This is a genomic window from Methylobacterium oryzae, assembly GCF_036441375.1.
In the GTDB taxonomy this organism is placed as follows: Bacteria; Pseudomonadota; Alphaproteobacteria; order Rhizobiales; family Beijerinckiaceae; genus Methylobacterium; species Methylobacterium oryzae_A.
This window is the reverse complement of record NZ_MLCA01000015.1, coordinates 44,815-63,224: the sequence shown is the minus strand read 5'-3', so window position 1 is coordinate 63,224 and position 18,410 is coordinate 44,815. Positions and strand designations below refer to the sequence as shown.

21 protein-coding genes and 1 other RNA gene are annotated in these 18,410 nt (G+C 71.8%); 11 read left to right on the top strand and 11 right to left on the bottom strand.

Going from position 1 to position 18,410, the window contains the following annotated elements:
• Positions 1-52: 52 nt before the first annotated feature.
• Positions 53-979 carry a tRNA (adenosine(37)-N6)-dimethylallyltransferase MiaA gene (miaA, locus tag MOTC310_RS28385; protein WP_331304184.1) on the bottom strand — a complete coding sequence of 309 codons (927 nt, stop codon included), beginning with the start codon at positions 977-979 and terminating at the stop codon, positions 53-55.
• A 14-nt stretch (positions 980-993) separates the two neighbouring features.
• Here miaA and serB point away from each other — a divergent pair, with 14 nt between their 5' ends.
• Complete coding sequence (gene serB / locus MOTC310_RS28380; protein WP_331304183.1) at positions 994-1,887, top strand: phosphoserine phosphatase SerB; 894 nt, start codon at positions 994-996, stop codon at positions 1,885-1,887.
• A gap of 4 nt (positions 1,888-1,891) precedes the next feature.
• Here the strand turns inward: serB and MOTC310_RS28375 are convergent, their stop codons facing one another.
• From MOTC310_RS28375 to MOTC310_RS28345, 7 genes are all read right to left on the bottom strand, one after another.
• Positions 1,892-2,398, bottom strand: coding sequence for a coiled-coil domain-containing protein (locus MOTC310_RS28375; protein WP_331304182.1), 507 nt, complete (start codon positions 2,396-2,398; stop codon positions 1,892-1,894).
• Between the two features lie 141 nt (positions 2,399-2,539).
• A complete protein-coding gene (locus MOTC310_RS28370) occupies positions 2,540-4,087 on the bottom strand; it encodes a DegQ family serine endoprotease (protein ID WP_331304181.1) in 1,548 nt (515 codons plus the stop codon).
• A gap of 113 nt (positions 4,088-4,200) precedes the next feature.
• The gene (gene hflC / locus MOTC310_RS28365) at positions 4,201-5,178 is read right to left on the bottom strand and encodes a protease modulator HflC (protein WP_331291850.1); all 978 of its coding nucleotides are present in this window, start codon (positions 5,176-5,178) and stop codon (positions 4,201-4,203) included.
• Entirely contained in the window at positions 5,175-6,350 is a 1,176-nt protein-coding gene (gene hflK, locus MOTC310_RS28360; protein ID WP_331304180.1) for an FtsH protease activity modulator HflK, read from the bottom strand. The genes hflC and hflK overlap by 4 nt, the downstream gene beginning before the upstream one ends.
• Positions 6,351-6,630: 280 nt before the next feature.
• Positions 6,631-7,119: a dihydrofolate reductase gene (locus MOTC310_RS28355; RefSeq protein WP_331304179.1), complete on the bottom strand. Its 489-nt coding sequence runs from the start codon at positions 7,117-7,119 to the stop codon at positions 6,631-6,633.
• A complete protein-coding gene (locus MOTC310_RS28350) occupies positions 7,116-7,910 on the bottom strand; it encodes a thymidylate synthase (protein ID WP_331304178.1) in 795 nt (264 codons plus the stop codon). Before MOTC310_RS28350 ends, MOTC310_RS28355 begins: the two co-directional genes overlap by 4 nt.
• Before the next feature lie 152 nt (positions 7,911-8,062).
• Positions 8,063-8,920, bottom strand: coding sequence for a CPBP family intramembrane glutamic endopeptidase (locus MOTC310_RS28345; protein ID WP_331304177.1), 858 nt, complete (start codon positions 8,918-8,920; stop codon positions 8,063-8,065).
• Between MOTC310_RS28345 and ssrA the strand changes: the two genes are divergently transcribed.
• The 3 genes from ssrA (at position 8,912) to MOTC310_RS28330 (ending at position 10,163) form a co-directional block, all read left to right on the top strand.
• Positions 8,912-9,294, top strand: a transfer-messenger RNA (tmRNA) gene (gene ssrA / locus MOTC310_RS28340). The two genes, MOTC310_RS28345 and ssrA, sit on opposite strands and share 9 nt — an antisense overlap.
• A 65-nt stretch (positions 9,295-9,359) precedes the next feature.
• Positions 9,360-9,986: an SspB family protein gene (locus MOTC310_RS28335; RefSeq protein ID WP_331304176.1), complete on the top strand. Its 627-nt coding sequence runs from the start codon at positions 9,360-9,362 to the stop codon at positions 9,984-9,986.
• 39 nt (positions 9,987-10,025) lie between these two features.
• Complete coding sequence (locus tag MOTC310_RS28330; protein WP_331304175.1) at positions 10,026-10,163, top strand: hypothetical protein; 138 nt, start codon at positions 10,026-10,028, stop codon at positions 10,161-10,163.
• Positions 10,164-10,331: 168 nt separating this feature from the next.
• Here the strand turns inward: MOTC310_RS28330 and MOTC310_RS28325 are convergent, their stop codons facing one another.
• Positions 10,332-11,720: a cytochrome P450 gene (locus MOTC310_RS28325; protein ID WP_331304174.1), complete on the bottom strand. Its 1,389-nt coding sequence runs from the start codon at positions 11,718-11,720 to the stop codon at positions 10,332-10,334.
• 133 nt (positions 11,721-11,853) lie between these two features.
• On the opposite strand from MOTC310_RS28325, the gene fumC reads away from it, so the two are divergent.
• From fumC to MOTC310_RS28305, 4 genes are all read left to right on the top strand, one after another.
• Positions 11,854-13,263: a class II fumarate hydratase gene (fumC, locus tag MOTC310_RS28320; RefSeq protein ID WP_331304173.1), complete on the top strand. Its 1,410-nt coding sequence runs from the start codon at positions 11,854-11,856 to the stop codon at positions 13,261-13,263.
• A 61-nt stretch (positions 13,264-13,324) separates the two neighbouring features.
• A complete protein-coding gene (locus tag MOTC310_RS28315) occupies positions 13,325-13,528 on the top strand; it encodes a DUF4169 family protein (RefSeq protein WP_331304172.1) in 204 nt (67 codons plus the stop codon).
• A 30-nt stretch (positions 13,529-13,558) separates the two neighbouring features.
• The gene (locus MOTC310_RS28310; protein WP_331304171.1) at positions 13,559-13,783 is read left to right on the top strand and encodes a ribbon-helix-helix domain-containing protein; all 225 of its coding nucleotides are present in this window, start codon (positions 13,559-13,561) and stop codon (positions 13,781-13,783) included.
• Positions 13,784-13,864: 81 nt separating this feature from the next.
• Positions 13,865-14,491, top strand: coding sequence for a ParB-like protein (locus tag MOTC310_RS28305; RefSeq protein ID WP_331291861.1), 627 nt, complete (start codon positions 13,865-13,867; stop codon positions 14,489-14,491).
• A 25-nt stretch (positions 14,492-14,516) separates the two neighbouring features.
• Here the strand turns inward: MOTC310_RS28305 and MOTC310_RS28300 are convergent, their stop codons facing one another.
• Positions 14,517-14,933 carry a PRC-barrel domain-containing protein gene (locus tag MOTC310_RS28300; RefSeq protein ID WP_331304170.1) on the bottom strand — a complete coding sequence of 139 codons (417 nt, stop codon included), beginning with the start codon at positions 14,931-14,933 and terminating at the stop codon, positions 14,517-14,519.
• A gap of 119 nt (positions 14,934-15,052) precedes the next feature.
• Here MOTC310_RS28300 and mepA point away from each other — a divergent pair, with 119 nt between their 5' ends.
• Entirely contained in the window at positions 15,053-15,973 is a 921-nt protein-coding gene (gene mepA, locus MOTC310_RS28295; RefSeq protein ID WP_331304169.1) for a penicillin-insensitive murein endopeptidase, read from the top strand.
• Positions 15,974-16,001: 28 nt separating this feature from the next.
• On the opposite strand, the gene MOTC310_RS28290 is transcribed toward mepA, so the two are convergent.
• Positions 16,002-16,655 (bottom strand): TetR/AcrR family transcriptional regulator, encoded by a 654-nt coding sequence (locus tag MOTC310_RS28290; RefSeq protein WP_331304168.1) that lies wholly within the window; start codon positions 16,653-16,655, stop codon positions 16,002-16,004.
• A 55-nt stretch (positions 16,656-16,710) separates the two neighbouring features.
• Between MOTC310_RS28290 and MOTC310_RS28285 the strand changes: the two genes are divergently transcribed.
• Complete coding sequence (locus tag MOTC310_RS28285; RefSeq protein ID WP_331304167.1) at positions 16,711-18,231, top strand: FAD-dependent monooxygenase; 1,521 nt, start codon at positions 16,711-16,713, stop codon at positions 18,229-18,231.
• A 9-nt stretch (positions 18,232-18,240) separates the two neighbouring features.
• Positions 18,241-18,408: a hypothetical protein gene (locus MOTC310_RS28280; protein ID WP_331304166.1), complete on the top strand. Its 168-nt coding sequence runs from the start codon at positions 18,241-18,243 to the stop codon at positions 18,406-18,408.
• Positions 18,409-18,410 lie beyond the last annotated feature (2 nt).

Below are 18,410 nucleotides of genomic sequence, written 5' to 3'. Positions count from 1 at the left end.
CCGATCTCGGCAACGGCCGCGCCTGCTTCGCCCGGTGCGGAGGACGCTCTCATCAGAACAGGTCTTCGACCTCCGCGGATTCCGGATCCACCCAGCGCCACGCCGCCCCCATCTGGTGGCGGAACCACGTGAACTGGCGCTTGGCGTAGGCGCGCGTATCCGCCTGCCCCCGAACGATCGCCGCTTCCAGGCTCACCGTCCCGTCGAGATGCGCGATCAGACCCGGCACCCCGTGGGCGCGCATGACCGGCAGCATCGGGTCGAGGTTCCGCGCGCGCAGGCGGGCGACCTCGTCCAGCGCGCCGTCCGCGATCATGGTCCGGAACCGGGCGTCGATCCGGGCCCGCAGCACCGCCCGGTCGGGCGCCAGGAAGATCTTCCGGAGAGCCCATCCGGATAGCGGACCCGGCACCGGGTCGCCGTAGAAGCTCGCAATCGGGCGGCCGGTGGCGGAGAAGATCTCCAGGGCGCGCATCACCCGCATCCGGTCGCTCGGCCGCAGGCGGGCGGCCCCCTCGGGATCGTGCCGGGCGAGGTCGCCGTGCAGCGCCTCGGTCGGGCGGCCCTCGGCCTCGGCCCGCACCTGCGCGCGCACGGAATCAGGCACCGGCGGCAGCTCGGAAAACCCCTGCTCCAGCGCGCGAAAATACAGGCCCGTCCCACCGACGAAGACCGGCAACCGTCCGCCGAGCGTCGCCAGCAGCGCCGCCGCGTCCCGCGAGAAATGGCCCACGGAGTAGTTCACGGCGCCGTCGACGTGGCCGTAGAGCCGGTGGGCCACACGCGCTTCCTCGCCTGGGTCGGGCCGGGCGGTCAGGCGGCGCAGGTCAGCGTAGACCTGCATGGAATCGGTGTTGATCACCACGCCGCCGTGGCGCGCCGCCAGCCGGGCGGCCAGCGCCGACTTGCCCGAGGCGGTGGGCCCTGCGATGAGGATCGCCGCCGGGCGCCCCCCGGCTTCCTCCCGGTCTGGCGGCAAGGCGAAACTCCACGATGCTGGTCGCGGTCCTGATAGCAAACCCGGATCGGCCGTCCATCACCGACGCGGTGCTGGCCGAGACGCGCGCCGTGCTGCGGACGGAGCACCAGCCCCGGGTCCTGCACGGGGAGGTGGCGGCCGAGCTGCTGGTGCCGGGCGAGCCCGCGGCCGCGGCGTCCCTCGCGGACGGGCTGCGGACGGCGCTGGCCGGCGAGCCGATCGACCTCGCGGTGCTGCCCGCCGACGCGCACCGGCGCAAGCGCCTGTTCCTGGCCGACATGGATTCCACCATGATCGAGCAGGAATGCATCGACGAGCTCGCCGGGACGCTCGGCCTCAAGGACCACGTGGCGGCGATCACCGAGCGGGCGATGCGGGGCGAGATCGCCTTCGAGCCGGCCCTGCGCGAGCGCGTCGCGCTCCTGAAGGACATCCCGGTCGACGCGGTGGACGGGCTGATCGCCGAGCACCTGACCCTGACCCCGGGCGGCGGCACGCTGGTGCGGACGATGCGGGCGCACGGCGCCCATACCTGCCTGGTCTCCGGGGGCTTCACGCTGTTCACCGGCCCGATCGCCGCGATGATCGGCTTCGACGAGCACCGGTCCAACGTGCTGGGCGTGGCGGACGGGCGGCTCACCGGCCGCGTCGAGGACCCGATCGTCGGGAAGGCCGAGAAGCGGGCGACGCTGATCGCGCTGCGCGGGCAGCTGGGCCTCGGCGCCGCCGAGACCCTCGCGGTCGGCGACGGCGCCAACGACCTCGACATGCTGGGCGAGGCCGGCCTCGGGGTGGCGTTCCGGGCGAAGCCCGCGGTCGCGGCCGCGGCGCATGTCCGCGTCGAGCACGGCGACCTCACCGCGCTCCTGTATCTCCAGGGCTACGCGGCGGCGGAGTTCGTGGCGTAAGCGCTCAGTGGAGGGTGCGGGTCAGGGCGATGACCGCGCTGAGCACGGCGAGCGTCTGAAAGCCGATCGCGCCGACCAGCCAGCGCACCGTCTCGACCTTCGCGGAGGCGATCGCGCCCTTCACGGCCTCGATGTCGGCCTTGGTCTCGAGGCGCAGACCGTCGATGTCGGCTTTTGTGGAAAGGCGGAGGGCTTCGATATCCGACTTGGTCGACTGACGAAGACTGTCAGAATCCGCCTTGGTCGAAATGCGAAGCCCCTCGATATCCGCCTGGGTCGTGAGTCGCAGTGCCTCGATGTCGCCGCGGGTCTGTATCTTGAGGGCTTCGATATCGCCGCGGACGATCTGCAGGTCGGCCTGCACGTCGCGAATGTCGGCTTTGGTTGCCAGATTCCCGTCGAAGACGTCGACCAGCGCGTCGGCCAGACCCTCCGCCTGCTCGGGCGACAGCTTCGCCTTCTCCCGCAGGGCGCGGGCGAACTTCAGGGTGTCGAACGCAACGGCCGTCATGGGTCCGAACTCGCCCGAGCCGCACCGACTCGCGGCCCCAGTGTGCCGTGCCGCGGCGCAGCGTCAATGTGGGCTTCCTGAACGGGCGAGGGCCGCCGCTCCCCGCGAAGCGACGGCCCTCGGCAACGCGGATGAGGCCGCTCAGTCGAGGCCGACGGCCACGAAGCGCACGTCGCCGGTGGCGCCCGCCACCAGCAGCAGCACCGACTTGCGCCCCTCCTTCTTCAGGGCGTCGATCCGCTTGGTCACCTCCGCGGGGGTGCTCACCGCCTCCTGGCCGACCTCGACGATCACCTCGCCGGGCTGGATCCGCTTGTCGGCGGCGGTCGAGTTCGGGTCGACGCGGGTGACGACCACGCCCTTCACGGTGTCCTTGATGGAGTACTTCTTGCGCAGCTCGTCGGTCATGCCGGAGAGGTTGAGGCCCAGCGCCTGCCGGGTCGCGCTCTCGGGCTCCGGCTGGCGCAGGTTGGCGAGCTGCGGCTTGTCGCTGTCCTCCAGGCGGCCGAGGGTGACGGGCTTCGTCACCTCCTCGCCCTTGCGCATGACGACCACGTCGACCTTCTGTCCCACCGGGGTCGAGGCGACGATGCGCGGCAGGTCGCCCGAAGCCTTCACCGGTGCGCCGTTGAACTTCAGGATCACGTCGCCGACCTCGATCCCGGCGGTCCTGGCCGGTCCCTTCTCGTCGACGCCGGCCACCAGGGCGCCGCGCGCCCCGCCCTTGAGGTTGAGCGCCTCGGCGGTGGTGTCGTCGACGTTCTGGATGCGCACGCCGAGCCAGCCGCGGCGAACCTCGCCGAAATCGCGGAGCTGGTCGATCACGGGCTTGGCCGTGCCCGACGGGACCGCGAAGCCGATGCCCACCGAACCGCCGGTCGGCGACAGGATCGCCGTGTTGATGCCGATCACCTCGCCGTCCATGTTGAACAGCGGGCCGCCCGAATTGCCCTTGTTGATGGCCGCGTCGGTCTGGATGTAGTTGTCGTAGGGTCCGGACTCGATGTTCCGACCCCGGGCCGAGACGATGCCGGCCGAGACCGAGCCGCCGAGCCCGAACGGGTTGCCGATGGCGATGACCCAGTCGCCCGGCCGCATCTTGTCGGAATCGCCGAACGGCACGGCCTTCAACGGGTGATCCGCCGGCGGCTTCACCCGCAGGACCGCGAGGTCGATCTTCGAATCCTTGCCGACGATCTCGGCCTTCAGCTTGGTGCCGTCGTGCAGGATGACCTGGATGTCGTTGGCGTCGCCGATGACGTGGTTGTTGGTCACCACGAGGCCGGCCGAATCGATGATGAAGCCGGAGCCCAACGAGTTCGACTTGCGCTGCTGGCGCGGGCCGTCGCTGTCGCCGCCGCCGCCGCGACCGCCGCGCCGGTTGAAGAACTCCTCGAACAGGTCCTCGAACGGGGTGCCGGGCGGCACCTGCGGCCCGGCGCGGCCGGCCCGGGCCTCGACCGTGGTGGACGCGGAGATGTTCACCACCGCGTCGGTGACCTGCTCGGCGAGATCGGCGAGCGAGGCCGGCCCCTTGGCGAAGGCCGGGACCGGCAGGGCGGCCGCGGCCACGGAGACGCTGACGGAGGCGCCGATCAGGATCGAGGCCATCAGCGCGCGGGCGCGGGAGCGGGGCTGCGCCGGGGCGCGGCCGAACGGCGCCTCGGGGGCGCTCGCGACGGGGTGCATGGTCGACCTCTTCAAGAACGCGTTTCCGGTCCCGCGGGCCTCGACCGATGGCCGACCGCCCGCGGGTTGTCCTGCACGGTAATCCCCGGGCGCCGGGGCGCCAACGGGCTCCCTCAGCGCGCCGTCCCGGCCGTGGAGCCGGTCGTCGACCCGGTGGTGGCGCTCGGATCGGCCGGTCCGCGCGGTCCGCGGGCAGCCGGGGCGGGTGCCCGGCCCTGCGGATCGCTGAAGAAGCGGAAGAAGTCCGTGTTCGGGCTGATCACCAGGCGGGTGTCGGATCCCTTCAGCCCGCTCTCGTAGGCCTGCATCGAGCGGTAGAAGCTGAAGAAGTCCGCGTCCTTGCCGAACGCGTCGGCGAGGATGCGGTTCTTGTCCGCGTCACCCTGTCCGCGCAGCTGCTCGGATTTCTGCGTCGCCTCGGCGAGGATCACTGTGACCTCGCGGTCGGCCTTGGCGCGGATCGTGGCGGCGATCTGGTCGCCGTTGGCGCGGATGTCGGCCGCCTCGCGCTCGCGCTCGGTCTTCATCCGCCTGTAGACGGCGGCCGAGTTCTGCGCGGGCAGGTCGACGCGGGTCAGGCGCAGGTCGACGATCTCGATGCCCAGCGCCTTGGCCTGCCGGTTCACGTCCTCCTGGATCTGGTGCATCAGCTGGCCGCGATCGGTCTTCACGATCGCGTCGCGGGTCGAGCGGGCGAGCACGTTGCGCAGGCCGGAATTGGCGAAGCTCGCGAGCCGCTGGTTGGCCAGCCCGACATTGCCCACCGCCTGGTAGAAGCGCAGCGGATCGACGATCCGGTAGCGGGCGAAGGCGTCCACCTCCAGGTTCTGCCGGTCGGCGGTGAGCACCGTCTGCACCGGCAGGTCGAGGTCGAGGACGCGCTTGTCGAAGATGACCACGTTCTCCATGAACGGGATCTTGAAGTAGAGGCCGGGCTTGTCCTCGCCGGTGGCGTTGAGGACGGCGCGGACGCGGCCGAACTGCAGGACGAGGGCCTGCTGCATCTGGCCGACGGTGAAGATCGAGGCGTAGAGGCCGATCGCGACGATCGCCGCGATCGCGATCAGGCCGGTGCGGAGAGCCTGCTTCATCGGGCGGCTCCCGTCTGGGTCTGGGCGCGGGCGCCGAACTCCGAGAGCGGCAGCACCGGCAGCACGCCGGCCGCGGTCGCGGCGCCGGGCTGCGTCCCGTTCTGGTCGATGATCACCTTGTTCACGGAGCCCAGGACCTTCTCCATCGTCTCCAGGAAGATCCGCTCGCGGCTGATCGCCGGGGCGGCCTTGTAGGAGGCATAGACCTCGCTGAAGCGCGCGGCCTGACCGGTGGCGTCGGCGGTCGCCTTGGTCCGGTAGGCCTCGGCCTGCTGGACGATCTGGGAGGCCTTGCCGCGGGCCTGCGGCACCTCGCGGCTGGCGTAGGTCTTGGCCTCGTTCTGCGCCGTGTCGGCGTCCTGCTGGGCCGCGTTCACGTCGATGAAGGCGGGGCGCACCTCCGGCGGCGGGTTGACCGAGACGAGCTGCACCACCTCGATGCGCACGCCGGCGCCGTACTCGTCGAGCGCCTTCTGGACCATCTCCTTCACCTCCTGGGCGATGCTCGACTGCTCGTTGGTGAGGATCGCCTGGATGTTGCGGCGGCCGATCACCTCGCGCATCGCGCTCTCGGAGATCGCCTTGATGGTGCCCTCCGGATTCTGGAGGTTGAACACGAAGTCGGAGGCCTTCAGCGGGTTGACCCGCCACTGCACCTCGAAGTCGAGGTCGACGATGTTCTCGTCACCGGTGAGCATCAGGCTCTCGTCCGGCACGTCGCGGGTGCGGCCCTGGCCGTTCGGGCCGGAGCGGAAGCCGATCTGGATCGAGTTCTGGGAGCCGACATCCGGCTTCACCACCCCGCCGATCGGGTAGGGAAAGTTGTAGCGCAGACCCTCGCCCTTGGTGCCGACGTAGCGGCCGAAGATCGTCTCGATGCCGACCTGACGGGGGTAGACGGTGTAGAAGCCGGTGGCGAGCCAGATCGCGATCGCCAGGACGGCGATCACGGCCGCGCTGCGCCCGCCGCCCGCGCCCGTGGAGCCTCCGCCCCCGTAGCCGCCCGAGCCGCCGCCCGGGATCAGACCGCGCAGGCGGTCCTGCCCGCGCCGGAGCAGGTCCTCGAGGTTCGGCGGCGTCTTGCCGCCGCCGCCACCGCCCCAGGGACCGCCGCCGTTGCCGCCGGGCCGACCCCAGGGGCCCCCGCCGCCGCTCTGATTGCTCCAAGGCATCCTAGCCGTCGTCTCCTGCCTGTCCGCGCCCGGCCCGCATCCCGGCCGGCGCCCCCTGCCTGAACGGCCACGCTCGCCCGCCTAGTCCCGACCATCCGCACCGATCGCACCGCGACCGCATCCGGCTGGAGGCCTCGAGGGCCCGCGCGCATCTTCCCGCAGGATGTGCAGGCCCGGCGTGAGCGCGCGCACCCGACAGGCACCTGCGGGCGCACGCCCCGTGCTGTCAAGGCTGGCAGGTGGGCATGCGCGGCGCCGAACGCAAATGCGGCGGCGCGCCTCAGCGCGCGCGCTCCCAGTCGACGAAGGCGAAGGCGTGCTCGTCCCGCGGGCCCGCCGGGTGCGCCTCGCGGAACGTCTCCCGGAAGCGGGCGCGGTCGAAGGCCGGGAACCGCACGTCGCCCGCCGGCTCCGCCTCGACCTCGGTGAGATGGAGCCGGTCGGCATGCGGGAGCGCGAGGGCGTAGATCTCGGCGCCGCCGACGACCATCAGCTCCGACCCCGCCGCGGCCAGCGCGGAGTCCCAGTCGTGGACGGTCTCGACCCCCTCGGCGCGGAAGCCCGCATCCCGGGTGAGCACCAGGGTGCGACGTCCCGGCAGGGGCCGGCCGATCGAATCCCAGGTCCGCCGGCCCATCAGCATCGGCTTGCCCATGGTCAGGGCCTTGAAGCGCTTGAGATCGCTGGAGAGATGCCAGGCGAGCCCGTTGTCGCGGCCGATCACGCCGTTGCGGGCGACGGCGGCGACCAGGGAGACGATCGGGCTCATACCGCCACCGGGGCCGCGATGGCGGGATGCGGCTCGTAGCCTTCGATGGCGATGTCCTCGTACCGGAAGGCGAAGAGGTCGCGGACCTCGGGGCTGAGCCGCAGCTGCGGCAGCGGGCGCGGGGTCCGGCCCAGCAGGGTGCGGGTCTGCTCCAGGTGGTTCCGGTAGAGATGCGCGTCGCCGAAGGTGTGGACGAAGTCGCCGACCCCGAGCCCGGTCACCTGGGCGATCATGTGGGTCAGGAGGGCGTAGCTCGCGATGTTGAAGGGCACGCCCAGGAAGGCGTCCGCCGAGCGCTGGTAGAGCTGGCAGGAGAGCCGCCCCTCGCTGACGTAGAACTGGAACAGGCAGTGGCAGGGGGCGAGCGCCATCCGGTCGAGGTCGGCCGGGTTCCAGGCCGAGACGACTAAGCGGCGGGAATCGGGGTTGCGCCGGATCTCGTCGAGCACCCAGGCGATCTGGTCCACCGTGCCGCCCCCGGGCTTCTCCCAGGAGCGCCACTGCTTACCGTAGACCGGGCCGAGGTCGCCGTGCTCGTCCGCCCACTCGTCCCAGATCGTCACGCCCTTCGCCTTCAGCGCGGCCACGTTGGTGTCGCCCGTCAGGAACCAGAGCAGCTCGTGGATGATCGAGCGCAGGTGCAGCCGCTTCGTGGTGACCAGCGGGAAGCCCGCCGACAGGTCGAAGCGCATCTGGTGGCCGAACACCGAGAGGGTGCCGGTGCCGGTGCGGTCGTCTTTGGCGACGCCCTCGTCGAGGATGCGCCGGAGCAGGTCGTGATAAGCGTCCATCGGGCACTCCTGCGTGCCAGAATGGCGGGTGGCAGGTTCCAAGCCCGTATATGTGCATGACGAGCGCGAGTCTCGATGCGGGACGGCCCTTGGTTGTTGATGCCAAGGCGCTCCTCAGTGTCGGACCGACGTTCCCTCGGGCGGAGAACGCATCAACCCGGCCAGAGCAGGTAGGTCACCAGCGCGAGGTTCGACCAGCCGTGCAGGGCGATGCCGGGCCAGAGCCGGCCGGTGCGCCAGCGCAGCCAGCCCAGCGCCAGGGCGAGCGGCAGCAGCGAGACCGGCCGGGCAAGCCCCCAGGACGAGATGTGGGCGGCGGCGAAGATGAGCGCGGTGACCACGATCGCACCCGCGGGTCCGACGGCCGCCTGGGCGCGGGCGAAGGCCTCGCCGCGCAGCAGGAGCTCCTCGGCCACCGGCGCGAGGATCGCCAGATAGGCGAGCCAGGCGGCGACCGCGGCCTGGCTCATGAACGGCGACAGCCGCACGTGCTGGCCGAAGCTCGCGCCGAACAGCTCCGCCGTGCCGGTGACCCAGGCGATGTGCAGCACCGGCCAGATCAGGAGGATGCCCAGCAGCGCGACCGGGCGCATGCCGTTCGGCCGCTCGCGGTCGAGGGCGAGGCGCCGCCGCCAGCCGGCCCGGTCGCGCCACCACGCGCCGCCGACCACCAGGGCGGCGAGGAAGACCTGGCGCAGGGCATCGATCGCGAAGGCCCGGTGGGCCAGTTCCACCGCGCCCAGGAACGGGCGCCGCTCGGGGGGCAGGAACGGGTCGATCCCGCTCCACAGGTCGAAGCCGACCCGCACCGTGACCAGCGACAGCAGGCTCGCCGCGCCGAGATAGACGACCACGAGGGCGACCAGGGCGCCGAGCCGCCACGTCGCGGCCCAGGCGCGGCCGAGAGGACCCCGCTCATCGAGGGCCGCGGCGCGCGACTGCGCACTTCCGGCAACAGCCTCGCCCGGAGGCTCCGAATGAGGTGGCGGCGCGACACGATCGGGCTTCAAAACCGGACCGATCCCCTCTATATCTCGGGAGCCGGTCGCGAGGCCGGCTATGGCGATAAACGTTCTTCGCAATAAACCTATCGGACCCGGGGGCGGTACCCGGCGCCTCCACCCGAGCCCAGGACATGCTGCCGCAAGGCGCGTGGTCGGAAGACTGGGCTTCGGCGGGGGCGAAATAGGATCGACGAGGGCGTAAAGGTTGAGCTTTCGCTCGGCATGGTTCCGCCGTTATCGGGCCTTTGCAATAGTTGCCAACGACAACTTTGCTCCGGTGGCGGTGGCCGCGTAAGCGGTCCCCAATACCGACCTGAAGACCTAGCGGGTAGCACCGCATAGGCGGGGTTCGGAGGCACCTGGCAACAGAAGCCTCCACTTCAATCCCTCGGTCCGGCCATCCGCGGCGGGGCGCCGGGCAGACCGGGCTAGAGCGCGACCGCAGATGGCAGACGACCTGATCCGTTACGACCTCCTGGTACAGGACGCCCTGCGCGGCGTGGTGCGCAAGGTGCTGACCGACGCGGCCCGCGAGGGCCTGATGGGCGAGCACCATTTCTACGTCTCGTTCCGGACGGAAGCCCCCGGCGTGCGGATGTCGCAGGCCCTGCGCGAGAAATACCCGCAGGACATGACGATCGTCCTGCAGCACCAGTTCTGGGACCTGAACGTCACCGAGCACGCCTTCGAGGTCGGGCTGTCCTTCTCGGGCGTGCCGGAGCGGCTGCTGGTGCCGTTCGAAGCCCTGTCGGGCTTCTTCGACCCCTCCGTGCAGTTCGGCCTGAAGTTCGACCTCAGCGAGGCCGGCGAGACGCCCGAGGAGGCGAACACCGCCCCGGCCAAGCCCGGCCCCCGCGGGGCCGGCTCGGAGCCCGGCGAGGTGCGGCCCAAGAGCGCCGGTCTCGCGACGATCGGCGCGAGCGCGCCGAAGGGACTTCCCGCCCCCGCCGCCCAGGGCGAGAAGGCCGCCGGCGCGTCCGACGACAAGGCCGCCCGCCCCGCCGCCAAGAAGGAGGGCGAGGAGGGCAGCGCCGAGGTCGTGAGCCTGGACGCCTTCCGCAAGAAGAGCTGACCTCTTCCCGGGCCAACTCGACGGCCGAGGGTTCGCGCGGTGGACGACACGGTCGCGCGGCGGACGCTGTCGGTCGCCGAGCGGACGCAGCGCGCCGAGCGCTTCGACGAAGGCGTGAAGCTGGCCGCGCCCCTGCTGAAGGCGTCGGCCCTCGCGACGATCGGCATCGCGATCTGATCGAGGCCGCGCCCGATCGCGCGGCGATGCGCCCCCCCACGCGAACGCCAACAAGATTCGGGCGCCGGTCCCATCCATGCGGCGGCTTCTGGAGGGCCGCTTCGCGAACCCGCCTCAGGATACGGCGGATGGACGGGACGTCCGATCGACCCGCTTCACGGCACGGCCCTAGCCCCGCGCCGCCGCCTCCATGCGCAAGCCGTGCTCCGGCCGGAGCGTCACCCGGTGGAGCGGCGTGACCGGCGGGTGGTCCGCCGGCAGCCGGAAGCGCACCGCCCGGACCACGTGCGCCAGCACGATCACCGCCTCTTGGATCGAGAAGCTCTGGCCGATGCAGACCCGCGGCCCCGCCCCGAACGGCAGGTAGGCGAAGCGCGGTATCGCGTCCCGGTTCCCGGGCAGGAACCGCTCCGGCACGAAGGCCTCCGGGTCCTCCCAGAGCAGGTGGTGGCGGTGGAGCACCCAGGGCGCCACCATCACCAGCGAGCCCCGCGGCACCTTGATCCGGCCGAGCCGGTCGTCCCGGACCGCCTGCCGGCTGAGGAACGGGACCGGCGGGAACAGCCGCATCGCCTCCTCGACCACCGCCCGGGTGAAGGGCAGGCGCTCGACGGCGAAATCCCCCGGCCCGGCCGTGTCGATCTCGGCCTCGACCCGCGCCTGCGCGGCCGGATCCTGCGACAGGCAGTAGAGCGCCCAGGTCAGGGAATTGGCCGTGGTCTCGTGGCCGGCGGCGATGAAGGTGACGATGTTGGCCTTCACGGCGAGGTCGGAGAGCCCGTTGCCGGTCTCGGGATCCTGGGCGGCGAGCAGCAGCGTCAGCAGGTCCCGGGGCGCCTCGCCCTGCCCCATCAGCGCCTTGCGCCGGGCGATGAGCGCGTCGACCACCTCGGCGAAGAAGCGGCCCGCCGGGCGCGCCCGCAGGCGGCCGATCCGCGGCACGAAATCGGGCACGCCGAACACGTCGAGGGGATCGATCGGCCCCACCGCCTCCAGGAAGCGCGTGATGGCGCGCCCGAGGGCGTCGGGGTCGCCCGGCAGGCCCTGGGTGAAGATCGTCCGCTCCAGCACGTCGAGGGTGACGCGGGTCATCTCCAGGGCGACGTCGACCGGCTTGCCGTCGCGGCGCACGAGGCGGCGGCCGAGACGCGCCCCGGCGGCGTTCATCGCGTCGGAGAAGCCCTGGACCGTGCGGGCGTTGAAGATCGGCGCCAGCGTCCGGCGCTGGAGCCGCCACTCGTCGCCCTCGGCGCTGAGCAGGCCGTTGCCGAGCCCGGGGGCCAGGACCCGGCGCTGCAGGTCGTCCTTGCGGTAACCGTCGACGTTCTCGATCAGCAGGTAGCGGATCAGCGCCGGGTCGCTCACCAGGGTGATCCGCCCCATCGCGCTCTCCGCCGCCACCACCGGCAGCTTGAAATGCGCGTCCATCCAAGTGGTGATCGGGTTCTTCCGGGCCGCCCGCAGGAACTCGAACAGCCCCAGCGGCTCCTTCAGCGGCGGCGGAACGACGGGGCGGAACCGCGTGGCGGGCTCGGGCAGATCGATCGTCGCGCTCATCGGCTCCCAGTTCGGCTTCATGTCTGGCGGGAACAGAGCTCCGCCCTTGTCGGCGCGCGGCGAGAACCGGCATCGCGATTCAGCCGCGCCTCATTTAAGTAGGCACCGCACTGCACCTGACGTAGAGGCCACGATGTCGCCCACCGAGACCGCCACCCGCACCGAGTCCGACACCTTCGGGCCGATCGAGGTCCCGGCGCATCGCTACTGGGGCGCGCAGACGCAGCGCTCGATCCAGAACTTCAAGATCGGCACCGACCGGATGCCGGCCCCGCTGGTCCACGCCCTCGGGGTGGTGAAGCAGGCCGCCGCCCTGGTGAACAAGGATCTCGGCGCCCTCGACCCGAAGCTCGCCGACGCCATCGCGGCCTCGGCCGCCGAGGTCGTGGAGGGCCGCCACGACGACGAGTTCCCGCTGGTCATCTACCAGACCGGCTCGGGCACCCAGTCGAACATGAACGCCAACGAGGTGATCGCGAGCCTCGCCAACGAGCGGCTGGGCGGCCAGCGCGGCGGCAAGTCGCCGGTCCACCCGAACGACCATTGCAACCGCGGCCAGTCCTCGAACGACACCTTCCCCACCGCCATGCACATCGCGGTGGCCCGCGAGATCCAGGGCCGCCTGCTGCCGGCGCTCTCCCACCTGCACGGGGCGCTCGACGCCAAGGCCAGGGCGTTCGAGTCGATCGTCAAGATCGGCCGCACCCACCTGCAGGACGCGACGCCGGTCTCGCTCGGCCAGGAATTCTCCGGCTACGTGGCGCAGGTGGCGCTCGGCGGATCGCGGGTCGCCGCGACCCTGCCGGGGGTCCTGGCGCTCGCCCAGGGCGGCACCGCGGTCGGCACCGGCCTCAACGCCCACCCGGAATTCGCCGAGCGCTTCGCCGCGAAGGTCGCGGAGCTGACGGGCCTGCCCTTCACCTCGGCCGAGAACAAGTTCGAGGCGCTCGCCACCCACGACGCCCTCGTGTTCACGCAGGGCGCCCTGTCGGCGCTCGCCGCCGGCCTGTTCAAGATCGCCCAGGACATCCGCTTCCTCGGCTCGGGCCCGCGCTCCGGCCTCGGCGAGCTGTCGCTGCCCGAGAACGAGCCCGGCTCCTCGATCATGCCCGGCAAGGTCAACCCGACCCAGTGCGAGGCCCTGACCATGGTCTGCGCCCAGGTGATCGGCAACGGCACCACGGTGAGCTTCGCGGGATCCCAGGGCAATTTCGAGCTCAACGTGTTCAAGCCGGTGATCGCCAACGCGGTGCTGCAGTCGATCCGCCTGCTGGCCGACGCGGCGGTGAGCTTCACCGACAATTGCGTGGTCGGCATCAAGGCCAACGAGGACAAGATCGCCGACCTGATGAGCCGCTCGCTCATGCTGGTCACCGCGCTCGCCCCCTCGATCGGCTACGACAAGGCCGCCGAGATCGCCAAGACCGCGCACAAGAACGGCACCACCCTCAAGGAAGAGGCCCTGCGCCTCGGCTACGTGACCGAGGAAGAGTTCGAGCGCGTGGTCCGGCCGGAGACCATGCTGGCGCCGAGCGCCGACTGAGTCCTTCAGATCTGGCCGGTGCGGGACACCCGCGCCGGCCGCCAGTGCCGGGAGGCGATCCGTGGCCGAGATCATCAACCTGCGTCAGGTCCGCAAGGCGAAGGCGCGCGCCGAGGCCGACGCGAAGGCCGAGTCCAACCGCGTCGCCTTCGGGCAGCCCAGGAAGGCCAAGACCCTCCAGCAGCGCCGCAAGGCCCTGGAGACCGAGCGCCACGAGGGCCACCGCCTCGAGCGGCGCGAGCCGGATTCCAACCTTCCGGAATGAGAGCGGCCTCCTGATGGGGTCCGCTTCGGCATGAGCGCCGGCGTCACCAAGCGCTCCGTGATGATCGCCGGCCACCGGACCAGCGTGTCGCTGGAGGACCCGTTCTGGGTCGCCCTGCGGGAGATCGCGGAGGCGCGGGGCCAGTCGGTCCAGGCCCTCATCGGGAGCATCGATGCCGGCCGCGACGGGCAGAACCTGTCCTCGGCAATCCGCGTGTTCGTGCTGGAGGCCGTCCGCGCGATGCCGGAAACGTGAGCGCCGCGCGCCCTGGCCGGTCTACCGATCCTGAATAGGTTGTGACGGTCGCGTGACAAATCCACGCAGGAAGGAGACTCCATGGCCAACCGAGAACCGCTGCTCAGGACCGTCCCGATCGCGGAGCTGCGCCCGACACAGATGACGGTGGGCTACCGGGAAGTGGCGGAGAAGCGGCGGCGCTGGCGGGACTACGACGGCGAGAAGAAGGAGCAATTCCTCGGCGCCCACATGATCCCGACCCTGCTCGGACCGAAGAAGCGTCACTACATCATCGACCACCATCACCTCTCCCGGGCGCTCCACGAGGAGGGCGTCGAGAACGTGCTCGTGACCGTGGTGGCCGACCTGCACTACCTCGACAAGGATGCGTTCTGGACGGTCTGCGACCACAAATCCTGGACCCACCCCTACGACGCCGACGGCGTGCGCCAGCATTTCAAGGACATCCCGAAATCGGTCGATGCCCTGGTGGACGACCCCTATCGCAGCCTCGCCGGCGAGTTGCGCCGGGCCGGCGGCTTCGCGAAGGACACGACGCCGTTCAGCGAGTTTCTCTGGGCCGACTTCCTGCGGCGGAACATCAAGGAGAAGCGGATCGAGAACGACTTCTCCTCCGCGCTGGAGCGGGCGATGGCGCTCGCCAAGTCCCAGGACGCCGACTACCTCCCCGGCTGGTGCGGGCCGGTGACCCGCCACATCCGCTGAGATCCGCCGACGGTTGCCGCGCGTCCTAGATGCCCCAGTAGGACGCCGCGTCGTAGTAGCGGTGGATCTGCTCCTCCCAGGCGCCGTCCTCGGCCGGATCGGTGCCCTCGGGGGTGCGGGCGGGGGCGGCGCGCAGCTGCGCCTCCGTGATGGCGACCACGTAGGCGTCCTGGCGCGGCTCGAACCGCAGCACCGTCCAGGGCAGCGTGTAGAAATCCTCGCCCAGACCGAGGAAACCGCCGAAGCTCATCACCGCGTAGGCGACCCGGCCCGAGACCTTGTCGAGCATCAGCCGCTCGATCCGTCCGACCCGGGTTCCGTCGGGCCGGCGGACATCCGTCCCGATGACCCGATCGCTGGCGATCAGGCGGCGGGGTGCCCTGTCGGCGGGGCTCGCCGTGCCGGGCCGACCGGTTGCCGTGCCCGTCCCCGTGGCCGCCATCGTCGCCTCCCGACCGTTTCGCGCGCCGCGCGCCGTCTGCCCGAAAAACGCCCCGCCCCTGGGCCACGTTCCGGCGGGCGCCCGCGCCCGCCCTCTCCAGCCGGACGAACAGCCCCCGCATGCCGATGCCGCGTTTCGCCCAGAGCCTCGCGCTCGCCGCCCTGCTCCTGCCCGCCGCCGCGCAGGCCCAGGATCGCGGCAGCGTCAATCCGAGGCCGCTGCCGCCCCTGGAGCATCCGGACGCGCCCTCGACGCCCGCCAAGGCCCTGTTCGGGCGGGTCACCAAGGCGTCCTCGGGTCCGGCCCGCATCTACGGCTTCTACGCCAAGGGCTGCTTCGCCGGCGGCGAGGCGCTGCCGCTCGACGGGCCGAACTGGCAGGTCATGCGCCCGTCCCGCAACCGGATGTGGGGCACGCCCTACCTCGTCGACTTCATCGAGCGGCTGTCGCAGAAGGCCGCGCGGGTCGGCTGGCCCGGCCTGCTCGTGGGCGACATGGCCCAGCCCCGGGGCGGCCCGATGATCACCGGCCACGCCTCGCACCAGATCGGGATCGACGCCGACGTCTGGCTGACGCCGATGCCCGACCACCGCATGAGCCGGGCGGAGCGCGAGGAGACCTCGGCTACCGACATGGTCCGCCGCGACCGCCTCGACATCGATCCCGAGGTCTGGACGCCGACGCACCTGCAGCTGATCAAGCTCACCGCCGAGCAGCCGGAGGTGGAGCGCATCTTCGTCAACGCGGCGATCAAGAGGGCGCTCTGCCGCGACGCGGCCGGCAGCCGCTGGATGTCCAAGGTGCGCCCGATGTACGGGCACAATTACCACTACCATATCCGGCTCGCCTGCCCGGCCGGCCAGGAGGATTGCCAGCCGCAGGGCGCGCCGCCGCCGGGCGACGGCTGCGACGACCTCGGCTACTGGTTCTCGGACGCGGTGCTCCACCCGAAGCCTCCGAAGGTGCCGCCGAAGCCCAAGCCCGCCATGACCATGGCGGCGCTGCCCGCCGCGTGCCGGTACGTGCTGAAGGCGCCCTAGGCCGGGAGCGCGGGGCGGCCGCCGATCCTCAGGGCGCGGCGGCCTCCGCGTAGGGCGTGCCGGCCAGCGCCGCCTGCAGGCCGGCGGTCCCCTGATCGATGATCGCCAGGAAGGCGGCATTCGCCGCCGCCGCCTCCCGCGTCGCCCGGAAGGTCCGGTGCGCCTGGAGGAAGGCCACACTCCATGTCGCCAGCAGCAGGCTGGCCGCCAGCTCGGCGTCGGGATCCTCCGGACGACGCCCGACGGATTCGGCAAGCGCCACCCGCACCACGTCCGCGAGTTCGTCCCGGATCGCCCGGGCACGGGCCCTGAGCGTCTCGCTCCCCGCCGCGGTCGCCACGAAGGCGCCGCTGCGCGCCGAGAACTCCACCACGGGGTTCCGGCCGGTCACCAGCCGGTGTGCCAGCAGGCGGAGCGTCTCCACCGGCGCGACGCGAGGATCGCGCTGCCGCAGGGTCGCGCGCAGGATTTCGCGGCCCTCCTCGTCGCGGTCGTAGAACATGTCCTCCTTGCGGGGGAAATGATTGAAGACCGTCATCCGGCCGACATCGGCCGCCGCCGCGATCTCATCCACCGTCACGGCGTCGAAGCCGCGCTCCATGAACAGCTGCGTGGCGACGTCCGAGATGGCCTGCCGCGTTGCGAGGCGCTTGCGGGACCGGCGGTCGGTGGGCGTTGACATGCCGCGCGTCCTACCACATGAATTTATAGACTGAGTATATATATGGATTAAGTACATGGGTCAGCCAGTCGACGTCGTGGTGGCCGGAGCCGGGCCGGTCGGGCTCCTCGCCGCCCTCGAGCTGACCCTCGGGGGGGCGCGCGTGCGGGTGCTGGAGCGCCTCGCGGAGCCCAGCACGACCATCAAGGCGCTGGGTGTCGGACCCCTGGGCGTCGAGGCGCTGCAGCGGCGGGGGATGGCCGCGGCGATCGAGGCCGCGGAGGCGCGGAGCCTCGCGGCGATGGACCGGTCGCCGGGGCAGATCGGCGGCGGCCTGCGCGGGGCGAAGTTCAGCGGCCATTTCGGCTTCCTGTTCATCCGCCGCGACGCGCAGGCGGAACCGGACCGGCGCATGCGCGCGGTCGATCAGCAGAGCCTCGAAGCCATGCTGATCGGGCGGGCCGAGGCCCTCGGGATCGACCTGCGCCGCGGCTGCACGCTCACGGACTTCACCGAGACGGCCGACGGGGTCGAGGTCGCCTGGACCTCGCCCGCGGGCAGCGAGCGGGTCCGCTGCGCCTATCTGCTCGGCTGCGACGGCGGCCGCAGCGCGGTCCGCAAGATGGCCGGCTTCGCGTTTCCCGGCACGCCGCCGACCCTGACCATGTACCAGGCCATCGCCGATCTCGACGATCCCGCGGGCGTGCTGCCGGCCGGCTGGCACCGCGGACCGGGGGGCGTCTTCGGCCACGGGCCGTTCCCGCGCCGCCTGTTCATGCTGGATTTCAGCGGTCCGCCGGCCGACCGGCAGGCTCCGGTCACGCGCGACGAGTTCGAGACCGTGCTGCGCCGGGTCAGCGGCACGGATGTGCGGGTCGCCGGAATCGAGGTCGCGAACCGGTGGGCCGACAACACGCGCCTCGTCGATACGTACCGCCGCGGCCGCGTGCTGCTCGCCGGCGACGCGGCGCATGTCCACGCGCCCTTCGGCGGCCAGGGCCTGAGCCTCGGCCTGGGCGATGCCGCCAATCTCGGCTGGAAGCTCGCCGCCGTGCTGCGCGGGGAGATGCCCGAGAGCCTGCTCGACACCTACACGGCCGAGCGGCGCCCGGTGGCCGAGGCGGTCACGGCCAACACCCGCGCCCAGGCGGCTATCCTGCGGCCCGACCCGCAATCGGGCGCGCTGCGCGACCTGATGGCGCGGCTCCTGGAGAGCGACGAGGTCAGCCGGATCCTCGGCGCCATGATGCGCGGCCTGAGCGCCCGGTACGATCTCGGCTCGGCCGAGGACGGGGTCGGCCGGATGCTCGGCGACGGGCCGCTCGGCCCCGGCGATGCCACGCTCTACGGCGCCCTGCAGGACGGACAGGGCCTTCTCGTCGACGGCGGCGCCGACGGCGCGGCCTCCCGGATGGTCGCCGCGGCGACGGGGCGGGTCACCTGCGTCGCGGTCCCGGAGGGGCCCTCGATGCTGGTCCGCCCCGACGGCTGCATCGCCTGGATGAGCGCGGCGCACGCCCTCGACGGCCTGCGGGAGGCGGTCGGCCGCTGGTTCGGTCCACCGGTACCGCTCGGCGCACCGGCCGCGATGTGCTAACGGCCCCGGATGCCCCGCTGGCTCTTCATCCTCCTCGCGACCGCCGTCGCGCTCTCGGTCCTCGGCAGCGTGCTGATCGTGCTGCGCAGCCCGAACAGCACGCCGCCCCTGCGGGGCAGCGCCGCCGGCGCCCCGGTGCCGAGCCCGCAGGCGCGGCCCGAGAGCCGGAGCCCGTGAGG

Bases quoted from the DNA above. Each gene is read 5' to 3' on its own strand.
- serB (WP_331304183.1), top strand. From the start codon at position 994: ATGCTGGTCGCGGTCCTGATAGCAAACCCGGATCGGCCGTCCATCACC.
- MOTC310_RS28375 (WP_331304182.1), bottom strand. From the start codon at position 2,398: ATGACGGCCGTTGCGTTCGACACCCTGAAGTTCGCCCGCGCCCTGCGG.
- MOTC310_RS28370 (WP_331304181.1), bottom strand. From the start codon at position 4,087: ATGCACCCCGTCGCGAGCGCCCCCGAGGCGCCGTTCGGCCGCGCCCCG.
- hflC (WP_331291850.1), bottom strand. From the start codon at position 5,178: ATGAAGCAGGCTCTCCGCACCGGCCTGATCGCGATCGCGGCGATCGTC.
- hflK (WP_331304180.1), bottom strand. From the start codon at position 6,350: ATGCCTTGGAGCAATCAGAGCGGCGGCGGGGGCCCCTGGGGTCGGCCC.
- MOTC310_RS28355 (WP_331304179.1), bottom strand. From the start codon at position 7,119: ATGAGCCCGATCGTCTCCCTGGTCGCCGCCGTCGCCCGCAACGGCGTG.
- MOTC310_RS28350 (WP_331304178.1), bottom strand. From the start codon at position 7,910: ATGGACGCTTATCACGACCTGCTCCGGCGCATCCTCGACGAGGGCGTC.
- MOTC310_RS28335 (WP_331304176.1), top strand. From the start codon at position 9,360: ATGGCAGACGACCTGATCCGTTACGACCTCCTGGTACAGGACGCCCTG.
- MOTC310_RS28325 (WP_331304174.1), bottom strand. From the start codon at position 11,720: ATGAGCGCGACGATCGATCTGCCCGAGCCCGCCACGCGGTTCCGCCCC.
- fumC (WP_331304173.1), top strand. From the start codon at position 11,854: ATGTCGCCCACCGAGACCGCCACCCGCACCGAGTCCGACACCTTCGGG.
- MOTC310_RS28310 (WP_331304171.1), top strand. From the start codon at position 13,559: ATGAGCGCCGGCGTCACCAAGCGCTCCGTGATGATCGCCGGCCACCGG.
- MOTC310_RS28305 (WP_331291861.1), top strand. From the start codon at position 13,865: ATGGCCAACCGAGAACCGCTGCTCAGGACCGTCCCGATCGCGGAGCTG.
- MOTC310_RS28300 (WP_331304170.1), bottom strand. From the start codon at position 14,933: ATGGCGGCCACGGGGACGGGCACGGCAACCGGTCGGCCCGGCACGGCG.
- mepA (WP_331304169.1), top strand. From the start codon at position 15,053: ATGCCGATGCCGCGTTTCGCCCAGAGCCTCGCGCTCGCCGCCCTGCTC.
- MOTC310_RS28290 (WP_331304168.1), bottom strand. From the start codon at position 16,655: ATGTCAACGCCCACCGACCGCCGGTCCCGCAAGCGCCTCGCAACGCGG.
- MOTC310_RS28285 (WP_331304167.1), top strand. From the start codon at position 16,711: ATGGGTCAGCCAGTCGACGTCGTGGTGGCCGGAGCCGGGCCGGTCGGG.
- MOTC310_RS28280 (WP_331304166.1), top strand. From the start codon at position 18,241: ATGCCCCGCTGGCTCTTCATCCTCCTCGCGACCGCCGTCGCGCTCTCG.